The organism is Erwinia sp. JH02 (assembly GCF_013074405.1).
In the GTDB taxonomy this organism is placed as follows: Bacteria; Pseudomonadota; Gammaproteobacteria; order Enterobacterales; family Enterobacteriaceae; genus Erwinia; species Erwinia rhapontici.
In genome coordinates, this window is record NZ_JABANZ010000002.1 from 596,981 (window position 1) to 611,234 (window position 14,254).

The window sequence follows — 14,254 nt, forward strand, 5'->3', positions numbered from 1 at the left end:
ACCTATGAAAAGAAAAATTATCGTTGCCTGCGGCGGTGCCGTCGCGACCTCCACTCTGGCAGCAGAAGAGATCAAAGAGCTGTGTGAAGAGCACGACATCACCCTAGACCTGGTGCAGTGCCGCGTCACCGAGATCGAAACCTATATGGACGATGCCGACCTGATCTGCACGACCGCTCGCGTGGATCGCACGTTCGGTGATATCCCGGTGGTCCATGGGATGCCTTTCGTTTCCGGCGTAGGAATTGATGCGCTCCGGCAAAAAATCCTGACGCTGTTGCAGGGGTAATTCTATGTTTACTGAAATTATGCGTTACATCCTCGATCTCGGCCCGACGGTGATGCTGCCGCTGGTGATCATTCTCTTCTCGGTCGCGCTGGGTATGAAGCTGGGGGATGCGTTTAAATCCGGGCTGCATATCGGCATTGGCTTTGTCGGTATCGGGCTGGTGATTGGCCTGATGCTGGACTCCATTGGCCCGGCCGCAAAAGCCATGGCCGAGCATTTCCAGATCGGCCTGGAGGTGGTGGACGTGGGCTGGCCGGGATCGTCCCCCATGACCTGGGCATCACAGATTGCGTTAGTGGCGATCCCAATCGCCATCGGGGTGAATATCCTGATGCTGATCACCCGCATGACGCGCGTGGTGAACGTGGATATCTGGAATATCTGGCATATGACCTTCACCGGTGCACTCGTGCATCTGGCGACGGGATCCTACTGGCTCGGCATTCTGGGTGTGGTGGTGCATGCCGCGTTCGTCTACAAACTGGGCGACTGGTTTGCCCGCGATACGCGTAACTTCTTTGGTCTGGATGGGATTGCCATTCCACACGGCACCTCTGCTTATATGGGGCCTTTCGCCGTGCTGGTGGATGCCGTGATCGAAAAGATCCCCGGCCTGCGCAAGATCCACTTCAGTGCCGACGATGTTCAGAAGCGCTTTGGCGCCTTTGGCGAACCGGTCACGGTGGGCTTTATCATGGGGCTTATTATTGGCGTGCTGGCCTCCTATGATGTGAAAGATATCCTGCAACTGGCGGTGAAAACCGCAGCGGTAATGCTGCTGATGCCGCGCGTGATCAAACCGATCATGGACGGCCTGACACCGATCGCCCGACATGCACGCAAGCGGCTCCAGGCTAAATTTGGCGGCCAGGAGTTCCTGATTGGTCTCGATCCTGCCCTGCTGCTCGGTCATACCGCCGTAGTATCTGCCAGCCTGATCTTTATCCCACTGACAATTCTGGTCGCGGTTCTGCTGCCGGGTAACAAAGTGTTGCCGTTTGGTGACCTCGCAACCATTGGTTTCTTTGTTGCGATGGCGGTTGCGGTACACCAGGGCAATCTGTTCCGCACACTGATCTCCGGCGTGATCATCATGAGCATCACGCTCTGGATTGCCACGCAAACCATCGGCCTGCATACCCAGTTGGCGGCCAATGCCGGTGCGCTGAAAACCCCCGGCGGCATGGTAGCGTCCATGGACCAGGGCGGCTCACCGATCACTTATCTGTTCATCCAGCTACTGACCTGGCAAAACGTCACGGCCCTGATGGCGATTGGCTCGGTCTATGCCATCGGCGTGTTCCTGACCTGGCGGCGTGCACGTCAGGCGATACCCGCACCTGAGGCGTCTGATCTCACCGAACCGTCGAAATAACTCGCGGGGGTCAACCCCGCGTTACCGGAGTAATCAACATGAAATCTGTCGTTATACACGCCGGAGGCAGCGTTACGGTTGAAGAAAGACCGTTGCCTCATCTCGAACAGCCCGATCAGGTGCTGGTACAGGTTGAATGTGCCGGTCTGTGCGGCTCCGATATTCCGCGCATCTTCCACGAGGGGGCGCACTTTTACCCAATTATCCTCGGCCATGAGTTCAGCGGCCGGGTTGCCGCCTGCGGCAGCGATATTACCGATTTACATCCTGGCGATCGGGTCGCCTGCGTGCCATTGCAGCCCTGTTTTGCCTGTGAAGAGTGCCAGCGTCAACTGTGGTCGCAGTGTCGGCATTATCAGTTTATCGGCTCACGCAGCGATGGCGGAAACCGGGAGTTTATCGTCCTGCCGCGCCGTAATCTGTTCCTCCTTCCTCCGGGAACTACCGCGCTGGCGGGGGCCTTTTTTGAACCGCTGACCGTCAGCCTGCACGCCATGCAGTTGGCGGGGGGCTGTGAGGGTAAAGAGGTGTTGGTTATCGGTGCCGGCACCATTGGTCAGCTGGCGTTGCAGGCGGCAAAAGCGCTGGGCGCTCGCAGCGTTAGCGCGATTGATATCAATCCGCAACGTCTGGCACTGGCGCAGCAGCTGGGAGCCGATCGGGTGTTTAACAGCGCTGAGCTGACCGCTGCTGATATGCAGCCCCTGCTGCATGATCAGCGCTTTGATCAGTTGATCCTCGAAACCGCAGGCACCCCGCAAACAGTAGAACTGGCCATTACCCTGGCCGGCCCCCAGGCACAACTGGCGTTGATCGGCACGCTACATCGCGATCTCAACCTCAGCAGCAGCACCTTTGGGCTGATCCTGCGCAAAGAGCTGCACATTCTCGGTAGCTGGATGAACTACTCCGGGCGCTGGCCAGGCGTGGAGTGGCAGCAGGCCGTGGCGCTGTTCAACGCCGGGTGCATTCAGCTCACCCCGCTGATGGCCGAACTGGGCGATGCCGACACTTACGCCAGCGCCATCAGTGCCCTTCATGGTCAGCCGATGAACGGCAAGATCATGCTGAATTTTCAGAATAATTAAGCAACAGGAGGCGTTATGTACTTAGTGTCTAACCGTGAAATGTTGAAGAAAGCCCAGCGCGAGGGCTATGCCGTTCCGGCGTTTAATATCCACAACCTGGAAACCGTCCAGGTCATTGCGGAAACTGCCGCCGAACTGCGTTCCCCGGTAATTATGGCCGGGACACCGGGCACCTATCAGTACGCCGGGCTGAACTATCTGGTTTCCATCTGTCAGGACGCTGCACGCCAGTACGACCTGCCGATAGCGCTGCACCTTGACCATCACGAAACCTTCGATGATATCCGCCATAAAGTGCAGGGGGGTATCCGCTCGGTAATGATTGACGCCTCACATTTTGCCTTCGCACAGAATATTGAGCGGGTACAACAGGTCGTGGCGTTGTGTCAGCGTTACGATGCCAGTGTGGAAGCCGAGCTGGGCCGCCTTGGCGGTCAGGAAGATGACATGGTCGTCAATGAAGAGGACAGTTTCTTTACCGATCCGGCAAAAGCGAAAGAGTATGTGACGCGCACTGGTATTGATTCTCTGGCGGTAGCCATTGGCTCGGCACATGGGATGTATCAGGGTGAACCTCAGCTGGATTTTGCCCGGCTGGCGGCAATCCGTGAACAGGTAGATATTCCGCTGGTGCTGCACGGCGCTTCCGGTATTCCGGAGGCGATGCTGCGCGAAGCCATAGCGCTGGGGATATGCAAGGTGAACGTTGCCACCGAGCTGAAAATCGCTTTCTCCAGCGCGGTGAAGTCCTGGTTTGGTGAACATCCCGCCGCCAGTGACCCACGAGAATATATGGCACCGGGCAAGGCCGCGATGAAGCAGGTGGTGGCAGAGAAAATCCGCATTTGTGGCAGCACCGGGCGGCTGTAAAACGCCACAGAATGACGGGCGGGTCTCTGTACTTATTAATGAGCATAGGATCCTGTTTGCAGCACGGCCTGGACCCTGCACAATGGCTGCCTGATCAACCTCTGGAGTTTGACTGAATGGCGTTAAAAAAAATATTGATGACAGGTGCCAGTGGACGTATAGGGCGAACCTTCTTCAGCGCGATGAAAGATCATTACAGATTTGTCCTGACTGACCGGGTGGCAGCAGATTATGACGTCTCCTCACCACACCGTTTTATATCGCTGGACCTGTCAAAGCCGGGTGCGGCAGCGGAACTGCTGGCCGAAGAGCCGGTTGATGTGGTCATTCATCTGGCGGGAATACCTGACGCCGATGCGTCTTTCACCGATCTGCTGCCCGCAAATATTTTGACCACGACCTATTTAATGGAAGCCGTGGCAGAAACCCCCTGCCAGCGCTTCATTTTTGCCAGCAGTGCACAGACCATTGAAGGATATCCTGTCGACGTACAGATCCATCCCGGAATGGAAGTGTCGCCCGCCAATTTATACGGTGTCACGAAATGTTACGGTGAAGCGCTGTGCTCATTTTATGCCACGCAGCGCGGCCTGAGCTGCGTCGCACTCAGAATCGGTGCGTTTGAACAAAGGCACGCCGACAACCTTCATAACGCACGTGATTACAGTGCATGGCTCAGTCCGGAAGATGCTGTCAGGCTGCTGACGGGGGCGGTTGAAGCAGAGAATATAACGTTCTTCATCGGTTACGGCATTTCGGATAATCGTTTCAAGCGTTTTGATCTGACCCGTACCCGGGAAGTGCTGGGCTATCACCCTTCAGATAATGCATTCAGAGAATTTACACCTGAGAAACTCGCGTTCTGATGAATACGCTCCCGGGGTGTTCATGCTGATGACCCTCCCGGGCGCCTCTCTCCCCGACAGACGACCCTTTCATTATTGATGTGTATTGCGCCCGAGATAACCCCCCTCTCCTGAGATGAATTTCAGATAAACGGATATTTTATAACGTCTTTGACTTTGCCAATAATACGTAATGAGGTAATGTTTGCGCTTAACAGGGCCAGTATTTCCTGAGGCAACGACTCGACTATCCTGGAATATCAATGAAAATCGAATACAGCACGGTAGCTGAACTGCGCCGCGAGTTTATGCGTAGCGTTGTTGCACCCGTTGTGGCCGTGGTGCTTTTTTCCCTTATGGGATGTGGGTTTACTGCATATTGGGTCACCGTGCAAAGCAATGCCAAAGCACAAGAAAAACAACAACAGGTTATTGAAAACATTTTCGCCCAGCACCTGGTCGACTTTACTCTTCAGCACAAAAACCTATTGAATGGACCGGATCTAATTTCACAGCTGGCGAAGCCCACAGAATTTGGCAGCTGGCTGTTTCATCTTGTTGGCGATAATGAAATGTATCTTCTGGATGCAGAGCAGCGTCCAGTGGTCAGCTGGCTGGAGGGCAAGCTGACCCCCGTTTCCAGCTACGATGCGCTCAGCCCGTCACTATCGCACTGGCTGCTTCCCACGGCATCGCCGGCTCTTATCCATGATTTTATCCGCCTGCGTGGCCGGGTTGCGGAGGTGGTGATCGGCACTCTGCCGGATCATTCCGGGCGACGACTGGTGTTTATCCGCTATCTGCATTACAGCTTTATCGATTTCCTTGAGCATCGCGGTGTGGTCAGCCATTTTCGCTTTACCCCCAGCGTGCCAGACCAGCCCAATAGCGCTGGTTTTCTTCTGACCTCAGCAAGCGGTATTCCCGTCAGCAGTGTCTCCTGGATACCCATGCGCCCCGGCAGCCAGATGCTGATGGTGACAGGCCCGCTGATTGCGGTGGCCATTTTGAGTATCACACTGATGTGCATCATTATGACGCGCCGCCTGTGGCATTCATCCCTCAAGCTCTCCAGCTCAATGCGCCGCCTCGCCGCCAGCGAAGCGCACGCCCAGCATCTGGCCCGCCATGATGTGCTCACCGGCTTGCCCAACCGCGCCTGGATAGAAGAACAGCTCAATGAGCGATTGCATCAGTTACCTCTGAAGCGCGGGAAGCTGGCGCTGCTGCTGCTCGACCTCGATCGCTTTAAAATGATCAACGACACCTATGGCCACCATACGGGCGATGATCTGATCGTCGAGATCGGTCAACGGCTGTCGTCGCTGTTACCAGTACAGGATGCTGTCGGACGTCTGGGTGGTGATGAGTTCGTGGTGATGATCGGTGATGTAGAAGACGATCAGCAGGTTGCCGAACTGTGCCAAAAAATTATTGCCCGGCTGGCCGAACCGATGACGCTGCGCGGTCATACGCTATGGGTAGGCGTCAGTATTGGGGTGGCACTGTCACCACGACATGGGCTGGAGCGGCTGGAACTGATGCGCAAAGCCGATATTTCCCTCTACGCTGCCAAAGCGGAAGGACGCGGGCGCTACTGCCTGTTTGTTCCGGCCATGGATGAAGCCCTGCAAAAACGTCAGCGGCTGGCGCAGCAACTCCATCTGGCGCTGGAAAATGAGACGGGATTAATGCAGTGGTATCAGCCGATTATGGATGTCAGTGGCCAAAAAATCATTGCCGTCGAAGCGCTATTGCGCTGGCAGCATTCGCAGCTTGGCAACATCTCGCCGGCGGAGTTTGTGCCGATTGCCGAAGAGACCGGGCTGATTATTGCTCTGGGCGAGTGGGTGCTGGAGCAGGCCTGTAAACTGGCGATCACCTGTCCAAAACTGATCGTTGCCGTCAATGTTTCACCCCTGCAATTCCTTGCCCCTGGGTTTATTGACAATCTGATGGCGATTATGGCGCGGCATGGGATCAATCCGCAGCAAATCGAACTGGAAATTACCGAAGGCGTGCTGCTGGAAAATGAACAGCATGCGCTGAAAACCATTAAGACCCTACGCGCCGCCGGATTCTGTATTGCACTCGACGATTTCGGCACCGGTTATTCCAGCCTGAGCTATCTGGTCCAGTTCCCGGTTGATACCATTAAAATCGACCGCGCCTTCACTCAGTCGCTAGGGGTACGCGAAAACTCAGCCACCATCGTTGAATCGGTGATCAAGCTGGGGCACAGTCTGGGTATTACCGTTACCGCCGAAGGGGTGGAAACCGAAGAGCAGCGATTGATGCTGGCCTCGGCAGGTTGCGATCGTTTACAGGGATTCCTTCTCAGTAAGCCACAGCCGGCGGAACAACTGCATGCGCTGCTGCGCGAGAGGCATGGCTGAGCGCCGTCAGGCTTATTTTGGTCGCCCCGGGCGCATATCTCCGTATAATGCGCCCCCTGATGATAGCCCGCTCCGGGTGAATTGAGTTGATGTGATGAAAAAGCTGTTCTCGCTGTTAGTGCTCGCTGCCGCCGTACTGTCGTTGTGGTGGTTTATGTTCAGAAGCCCGGCCCACGATCCGCATTATGACGCCGCTGCCTGTGCCGCCGTCGATGTGCTGGGCACGCCGACCAGCGAGCAGGACTTCGCCGATAAAATTCGTACAGTTATTATTAACGAAAACAGCTCTTACTCGGTCAAACAGGTCAGCTACGACGAGCGGCTGGGTCGATCGTCGATTGAGAAGTACCAGGCGCTCAGCGTGGAGCAAAAAAAGGCTGCCGCAAAGGATGTAGCCAGCTGCATTGATGTGATGAACGCCGCCGGATACTGACGCTCCTCAGGCAAAGCGGAAGACCGCAATCGCCTGCTGAACAGCCTCAGCCTGACGCTGTTGCAGTTGAGCCACTTCCAGCGTTTCTGCCACATGCTTCAGGTTGTGCTGCACGCTGCTGTCAATGCTCTCCACGCTGTCTTTCATCTGCGTGATACTGGTGAGCTGCTGGTCGTTCATATCGGCCAGCTCCTTCACCAGGTCATTCAATCCGTTGATGGTTTGAATAATTTCCTGCATGGTTTTTCCCGCCTCGGCGACCTGCTCAGTACCGCTGTGGGTGCGTTCTACAGAGGTCGAGATCAGTTGGCGAATATCTTTCGCCGCATTTTCGCAACGCCCGGCCAGAATGCGTACTTCCGCCGCCACCACGGCAAAACCCTGACCGTGCTGACCCGCGTTAGCCGCCTCAACGGACGCATTCAGTGACAGGATATTGGTCTGGAAAGCGATGCCGTCGATCAGTTCCAGAATGACATTAATGCGTTGCGACTCCTGCTCGATCTGCGTCATCGAGTTCACCGCTGAGGCGATATTCTCTCCGCCGCGTTTTGCCACCCTGTTCGCGCCCTGCGCCAGCTGCTGTGCGGCATGCGCTTTTTCACTGGTCAACGTGGCGGCTTCACTCATCTGCTCCATCGCCGTTGCAGCAACGGCCAGTGCATTCGCCTGCTCATCGGTGCGCTGCGAAAGCGCAGCATTACGTTGCAGAATACTGTCTGACTCCTCCAGCAATGTGCTGACCCCTTCGCTCACCTGATTGAGCGTGCCCCGCATGGTACCCAGCGTACTGCTGAACGTGCGGGCAAACGGCGTTTTGCTTTCATTGCTTCCCTGCCCCAGCGTCAGGCGCCCGGGTTCGCGGTTAATCCACGCCGCCAGCTCAGCCACTTCGCACGCCGCGCGGGCATCCGCCGCCATACGGTGGGCGATAAAGATCAGGATAGCGGTTTGTGCCACGACGAAAATGGCGTGGAACACCACCATATGGAAACCGGGATGCGTAAAACAGACGATGCCGTAGAGGTCGTTTTCCTGAAAATAGTTGAACAGAGCATGGTGCACGGCAGCGGTGGCAGCGCCCATCAGCAGCGGACGAAAGTCGCGGTAAGCGAGTAATGCGGAAAGCAGGACAAAGATGGAGAAGTGGTATTCAACTTCTCCCTGACCGAGTTGAATCAACAGCGCGGAAAACGCGATCAACGTAAAAGCAAACCACAGCCGGGTGATCAGGCGGCCAGGCCAGACATAACGTACCAGCGTGGCGACAATCGCCAGCGCCCCGCCAACGCCGAGCGCCAGCATGAAGGAGTCCATCATCCAGCCAATGAGACAGGCAATGGCCCACATGCCCCACGACAGGAAAAGCATCAAAAAATCAGCCTGTTGCCAGATTTTTACCAATGAAACCATCTCACTGCTCCCGCCAATAGCCGGCGGTAACGATGTATCGACCATAATTGTTTCCCGGGCAAGTAAAGTGGGCATCCTGAAAGATCATTAACGGCAGAATTGGCGAGGATCTTTACAACTATATAGCGTTATCTTGCGGGTGGGGTTACGGGGGCGTTATCAATCTGTGAGGAAACAAGTAAAAAAGGCCGCTTTAGCAGCAGCCTTTTACTGAAACGACATCATTTTAAAAAGATTTACTAAAGTGACATCCGGCGTCATCTTCAGACTTCTTTATTTATTCACTTTCTCATCCGCCGCAGACAGGGTCGCTGAAAAAGGACTGCATGTAGAAATTTCCCTGGTGAGGCCGAAATTTTGCCTTGCCAAACTGGAAGGACAGCAGGATATTAGTATCGTCTGATTCACATCGCCGCCCATGACTCATACTTTAGGCATTTTTATCATTCCGGGATAGGGGGAAAAACACTCTTGAAATACCTGGGAATAAATGATAATTACGCGTGGTTAATATACAAGTTATCTTATTAATTGTTATTCGAATAATGAGAGCATGAGGCTAATGAAAATCACTGTAACTGATACGCCCGAAAATGCTGATGAAGCGTTTGTTATCAACAGCCTGTGGCAGCACAATGCAAAAATAACCCCCGTTGATATCCACCCCCTTTTTCTTACGTTACGCGACGAAAACCAGCAAATCTTTGCAGGCCTGGTCGCAAGAACCTGGTGGGGGGGGTTGGAAGTGCAGTATTTGTGGGTCAGCGATGCCTGCCGGGGTAAAGGTGTGGGGCGTGACCTGATGCTGGCAGCAGAACAAGAAGCAAAACAACGCGGCTGTCATATGGCCTATGTTGATACGTTCAATTTCCAGGCCGTCGGATTTTACGAGAAGTTAGGCTACTCCGCTTATGGCGAACTCGGCGATTATGCACATTTGCATACGCGCCACTATCTGGCTAAGAAGATCTGAAATACACCTCAGGGGGAAAAATGGAATCACCGGAAGATAAACCACGATCAAGCCTCAATGCTCTGATTGCCATGATGGAACACTTATCCGAACCCTGGGGTATCAAGGCCCCCGATTCAGAACACCTGTATATGAATAAAGCGGCGTACTTATATACCAATACGCCGAAAAACTTTGCGATTGAAGGCCGATTCGACAGTGATTTTCCTGCCGCATGGGCCGAATGTGAAGACGAGCTTATTGAGCACGATCGTCGCACTCAGGCGTGTAACGGACGGGTTGCCGTGATCGAAACTCACTACTGGTATGGGCAGAAAACCTTAACGCCCTATGTCTGTGAAAAAATCCCACTGTATGGAGAAAATGGGGATTTTATCGGTATTGCATGGAACGCTAAACTGCTCAACACCATGTCACCGCTGAAATATATCACTCAGCAAAAACCCGGGGTGCTGACAACCGAAGTCGATAACGATGTGTTTACCCGTTCCGAACTGGATACGCTTTTTTTGATGCTGCAACGCTTATCTACGAAAGAAATAGCGCGGATTTATAATCTCAGCCATCGCACCGTAGAGAACCGGATTTATAACATCTATCAAAAAGCCGGGGTGCATACCCTGAGCCAGTTCGAAGAGTATTGCCGCCACGCAGGGTTGGACAATTTTATACCGGACCGTCTGATTGAAAAGGGCATCCAGTTTATTTAATTTTTGCTAAGGAAACTCCGTGATTCGTATTGAAGACTACCCGTTAAGTCGCGTACCTGAAAATAAGCGCGTCTCATTTTTAAGCGTTGCCGTGGTCCATATGGGTATGCTTACCGCACTCGACCAATTTATGCTGGGGGCGGTACTGGGGGATTCGATGAGTCTGGCCTCCGCTTTCCTGGCCATTCTGGCCGGCAGCGTGATCTTTGGCATCGTGACCTTCGGGCTGGGCTATGCCGGGATGAAAGAAGGCATATCCGGGAGCTTACTGGCGCGCTGGTGCGGTTTTGGTCGCATCGGTTCGGTGTTGATTGGTCTGGTCGTCGCCGTCAGCCTTCTCGGCTGGTTTGGCATTCAAAATGCCATCTTCGCCAAGTCGTTGAATTTTGCCCTCGGTGGCGCCCTGGGGTTCCCGCTGGCCGCCAGTCTTTCCGGCCTGCTGCTGACCGTGCTGGTAACCTTCGGGTTTAAAGCGCTGCGCGTAACCGCCCGTATCGCCGTGCCGCTGTTTATTTGTCTGGTGGCGTTTATCTCCTTCCAGACGTTGTCCGGCCACACTCTTCAGCAAATTATTGACCTGCCGCCCACCGGTAGCCCGCTGACCATCAGCGCGGCCATCACCATGGTGGTTGGCGGGGCGATTGTTGCCAGCCTGATGACGCCGGATCTGACCCGTTATTCACGCTCATCCAGGCATGTGGCCGGCGTGACTCTGCTGACGATTATTGCCGGAGAGTTTATCGTGAACGGGTTGGCCATTATGATTGCCCGCACGCTGCAAACGGCCGATGTCGTGACGATTATGTCGCAGGTAGCCGGCGGCGTCGGGTTACTGGTGGTGATTCTTTCCACACTGCGCGTGAACGATTTAAACCTCTACTCCTCTTCTCTCGGGGTGATTAACGCCGTCGAAGGTATCTCCGGTAAAAAGTTACAATACCGGAATACCACGCTGGTGATTGGCGTGCTGGGCACCCTGCTCTCGGTGCTGGGTATCCTTGACCGCTTCGTTGACTTCCTCACCGTGCTGGGCGTGGTGTTCCCTCCGATCCTCGGCATTATGCTGGTTGACTATCTGCTGCTGCGCACACACCGTGCCGCGCTGGATAAAAGCCGTGCAGAAGGAAAACTGCCTGGGGACAGCGAAACACCAACCATTGGCTGGATAGCGATTATCGCGACGCTTGTCGGCAGTGTGATTGGCCTGATGACCGAGTGGGGTGTGCCAACGATTAACTCGCTGCTGGTGTCGTGCGTGATTTATTACGTGTTATCGCTGGCGTTGCGTGACCGGGCGGTGGTTCCGTCGCGTTAAGAAACCCTTAAAAAATCGGGCAGAGCACGCTTCGCCTCTGCCCGGTTGGACACACCATTCAAGCGCTATGATAACCTGTCCGTTGTCAGACGATGCTGCTTAATCGCTGTATTTAACAGCACATAGCCACAGCCCGCAATCAAGCCCGCCAGAGCAGATAACAGGACAATCAGCGAGCGTTTTGGTGCATCACGTTGAAGCGGCACCATGGGAGCGCGCATATATTTAAATGGCTGGAAAATCAGCTTGTCGATGTTCAGCTCATTGATTTTTTCAATATACAGATGACGATTCTGCAAATCAGCATTCAGCACGGTCGGGGTCTTAAGAGACTCGACGATTTTCAGCTTACGATCGAGGCCATCTGCCCCCAGCGTCACCGGAAAATCCGGGTCATCCTGATTGGATGAACCATGGCTCCATGACGGTTTCTGCAACCCGGCAGCCTTGGCGATTTCAAGGGCATATTGCAGGCGTTCGAGATTGATACGATAGGCCGTTTCCGCGCGCGCGCTGTCGAAATTATATTTCCCAATGGCCTGGCTTTTACGCATTTCAACCTGATAGCGAAGACGATGATATACATCATCTTCAACCACGGTTGTCACATAGTTAATATAGCCCTGCAGCAGGTCACGCGCGACAACCGGATTTTCAGCACTAAAGGTCACATCGTAGTAAAGATATTCTTTCTGATTCGCGGCTTTATCCTGCAAAGAGCTGCGCGATGAAATATTCCCCTGCAGAATAGCATTGATTAAGCGATGACGCATTTCCGGCGTATTCGCTTTATTTTTAGAGAGTTGTTTAAAATAATCGGTACTGACCAGATATTTTTCACGCAGATTATAGGCGTCAAAATTACGCATAAATTCGGATAACAAAGAACCCGGCGAGATATCCGACTGAATATCCAGCACCTCCAGCGCGGCGAGCATCTTATCCATGCCTTGCAGCTGCGTCGCTTGCGGTATGATCAGCTCCGCTGAACTGGTCCAGCGCTGCGGCAACAGGTAGCTCACCGCCACGCCACCTGACATGGCAATAACGCAAAAGAACATAATGGTGAATTTACTTCTCACCAGAATACTCAGTAGTTCAATTAAATTTATTTCATCATCGGAATGATCCGGTTGAGACAATCCGCCGACGTGCGCAGAACGCACAGGGTCTATTATTCTGGGGGGATTCATGGCATAACTCCTGTAGCGCCAGTAAGGTAGGAATATTCTCAACACAGTCCAGTGCAGTATTTAGCGATAAGATAATACTTATAAAAACGATAATTAAATCATCGTTACTTAACAATGTTTTCTTAACAATATTGGCTTAGATAAAATCGCTCTGAATAATAGCGCAAATGGGCGCCAAAAAAAATCAGTAAAATTACTGATTTTTTTCGGGCCAATCATTCTGCAACAACTGAAACGTCAGGTTCGCCCCAGATAAGGCCCCGCCACCACTGATTCACGCACGATAAGCTGGCCGTTAAATGCCGGTAACGGCTCACCGGGCTGCCCATCGAGCATCAGTACCAACTTTTCCAGCGTATGCCGGATCATCTCTCCAACGGGGACATGAACCGTGGTGAGCGGTGGAACAAAAAACGATGCCATCGGAATATCATCGAAGCTCAGCAGAGACACATCCTGCGGAATGCGTTTTCCCGCGGCAGACAGCGCCCGGGCAGCACCGATGGCCATATCATCGTTACTCGCAACCAGCGCGGTAAACTCAGCGCCGCGCGCCAGCAGCTCCAGACCGGCTTCATAGCCGCTCTGGAGCGACCAGCTGCCCTGTGCCACCCGCTGCGGGTTAAAGGCGATATGGTGCGCCTGAAGCGCTTCACGGTAACCTTTCAAGCGGCTGATGCCCGTAGGTGAACCGTCGGATCCCGAAATAAAGGCAATATCACGGTGCCCCTGAGAAACCAGATAATTAACGGCGTCCAGGGTGTTCTGTTCATGGGCGGCAAAGACGCAGTGCTGAGGATGTTTTTCCAGCTGGCGGTTCACCACAATAATCGGCTTGCGGGTTTGCTCAATAATCTCATCCAGTTCGGCGGTATTGAGGAAACGGGGATAGATGATGATCGCATCGCAGCGCAGATCCAGCAGGAACTCAATGGCCTGGCGCTCCTGACGGGCATCATGCTTACCGTCGGCCAGTAACAGCTGGCGGCCATGCTGCTCGGTTAACGTTGCCGCCTGGAATAACAGCTCACTAAAATAAGGACCGTTATATAAGGTATTGGTGACCACCAGCCCGATATTTTGTGATTTATTGGTCGCCAGATTACGTGCCAGCAAATTAGGCCGATAGCCAGTTTCTTCAATCGCTTTAAATACCCGATCCTGCGTGGTTTTACTGACGTAACTATTTCCTGCCAGCACCCGTGAAACCGTGGCTTTTGAAACACCGGCTTTTTTTGCGACATCCAGCATGGTAATCATCATGGTTTCCTGAAAGCTAAGTTCTGCTTGTTATAATAACCTGTTTTATCGTGCGCCCATACCTAATATGATAACACAATGAAATTATTAGCTT

The 14,254-nt window shown here is 53.6% G+C and carries 13 protein-coding genes; 10 read left to right on the forward strand and 3 right to left on the reverse strand.

What is annotated here, in order from left to right; genetic code table 11:
• The first annotated feature begins 4 nt into the window (after nt 1–4).
• From gatB to HHI26_RS07530, 7 genes are all read left to right on the forward strand, one after another.
• Nucleotides 5–289 carry a PTS galactitol transporter subunit IIB gene (gatB, locus tag HHI26_RS07500; RefSeq protein ID WP_133843661.1) on the forward strand — a complete coding sequence of 95 codons (285 nt, stop codon included), beginning with the start codon at nt 5–7 and terminating at the stop codon, nt 287–289.
• A gap of 4 nt (nt 290–293) precedes the next feature.
• On the forward strand, nt 294–1,664 hold the full coding sequence (locus HHI26_RS07505) for a PTS galactitol transporter subunit IIC (protein WP_159337388.1): 1,371 nt from the start codon (nt 294–296) through the stop codon (nt 1,662–1,664).
• Nucleotides 1,665–1,702: 38 nt separating this feature from the next.
• On the forward strand, nt 1,703–2,752 hold the full coding sequence (locus HHI26_RS07510) for an alcohol dehydrogenase catalytic domain-containing protein (RefSeq protein ID WP_159337387.1): 1,050 nt from the start codon (nt 1,703–1,705) through the stop codon (nt 2,750–2,752).
• 15 nt (nt 2,753–2,767) lie between these two features.
• A complete protein-coding gene (locus tag HHI26_RS07515; protein ID WP_133843667.1) occupies nt 2,768–3,622 on the forward strand; it encodes a tagatose bisphosphate family class II aldolase in 855 nt (284 codons plus the stop codon).
• 116 nt (nt 3,623–3,738) lie between these two features.
• Entirely contained in the window at nt 3,739–4,488 is a 750-nt protein-coding gene (locus HHI26_RS07520; RefSeq protein ID WP_133843669.1) for an NAD(P)-dependent oxidoreductase, read from the forward strand.
• A gap of 242 nt (nt 4,489–4,730) precedes the next feature.
• A complete protein-coding gene (locus HHI26_RS07525; protein ID WP_171148862.1) occupies nt 4,731–6,863 on the forward strand; it encodes an EAL domain-containing protein in 2,133 nt (710 codons plus the stop codon).
• Between the two features lie 94 nt (nt 6,864–6,957).
• Nucleotides 6,958–7,296 carry a hypothetical protein gene (locus HHI26_RS07530; protein ID WP_171148863.1) on the forward strand — a complete coding sequence of 113 codons (339 nt, stop codon included), beginning with the start codon at nt 6,958–6,960 and terminating at the stop codon, nt 7,294–7,296.
• A gap of 6 nt (nt 7,297–7,302) precedes the next feature.
• On the opposite strand, the gene HHI26_RS07535 is transcribed toward HHI26_RS07530, so the two are convergent.
• A complete protein-coding gene (locus HHI26_RS07535; protein WP_133843675.1) occupies nt 7,303–8,754 on the reverse strand; it encodes a methyl-accepting chemotaxis protein in 1,452 nt (483 codons plus the stop codon).
• A gap of 517 nt (nt 8,755–9,271) precedes the next feature.
• Here HHI26_RS07535 and HHI26_RS07540 point away from each other — a divergent pair.
• From HHI26_RS07540 to HHI26_RS07550, 3 genes are read left to right on the forward strand one after another with little or no spacing between them, the layout of a single operon-like run.
• Nucleotides 9,272–9,682 (forward strand): GNAT family N-acetyltransferase, encoded by a 411-nt coding sequence (locus tag HHI26_RS07540; protein ID WP_167863877.1) that lies wholly within the window; start codon nt 9,272–9,274, stop codon nt 9,680–9,682.
• A gap of 20 nt (nt 9,683–9,702) precedes the next feature.
• On the forward strand, nt 9,703–10,392 hold the full coding sequence (locus HHI26_RS07545) for a PAS and helix-turn-helix domain-containing protein (RefSeq protein WP_133843678.1): 690 nt from the start codon (nt 9,703–9,705) through the stop codon (nt 10,390–10,392).
• 19 nt (nt 10,393–10,411) lie between these two features.
• Nucleotides 10,412–11,707 (forward strand): cytosine permease, encoded by a 1,296-nt coding sequence (locus tag HHI26_RS07550; RefSeq protein WP_133843679.1) that lies wholly within the window; start codon nt 10,412–10,414, stop codon nt 11,705–11,707.
• A 65-nt stretch (nt 11,708–11,772) separates the two neighbouring features.
• Here HHI26_RS07550 and wzz(fepE) read toward each other — a convergent pair whose 3' ends face one another.
• Together wzz(fepE) and HHI26_RS07560 are read right to left on the reverse strand one after the other, a co-directional pair.
• Nucleotides 11,773–12,900, reverse strand: a complete 1,128-nt coding sequence (gene wzz(fepE), locus HHI26_RS07555; RefSeq protein WP_167863878.1) for an LPS O-antigen length regulator Wzz(fepE) — start codon at nt 12,898–12,900, stop codon at nt 11,773–11,775.
• 237 nt (nt 12,901–13,137) lie between these two features.
• Nucleotides 13,138–14,163 carry a LacI family DNA-binding transcriptional regulator gene (locus HHI26_RS07560; RefSeq protein WP_159337380.1) on the reverse strand — a complete coding sequence of 342 codons (1,026 nt, stop codon included), beginning with the start codon at nt 14,161–14,163 and terminating at the stop codon, nt 13,138–13,140.
• Between the last annotated feature and the right edge of the window lie 91 nt (nt 14,164–14,254).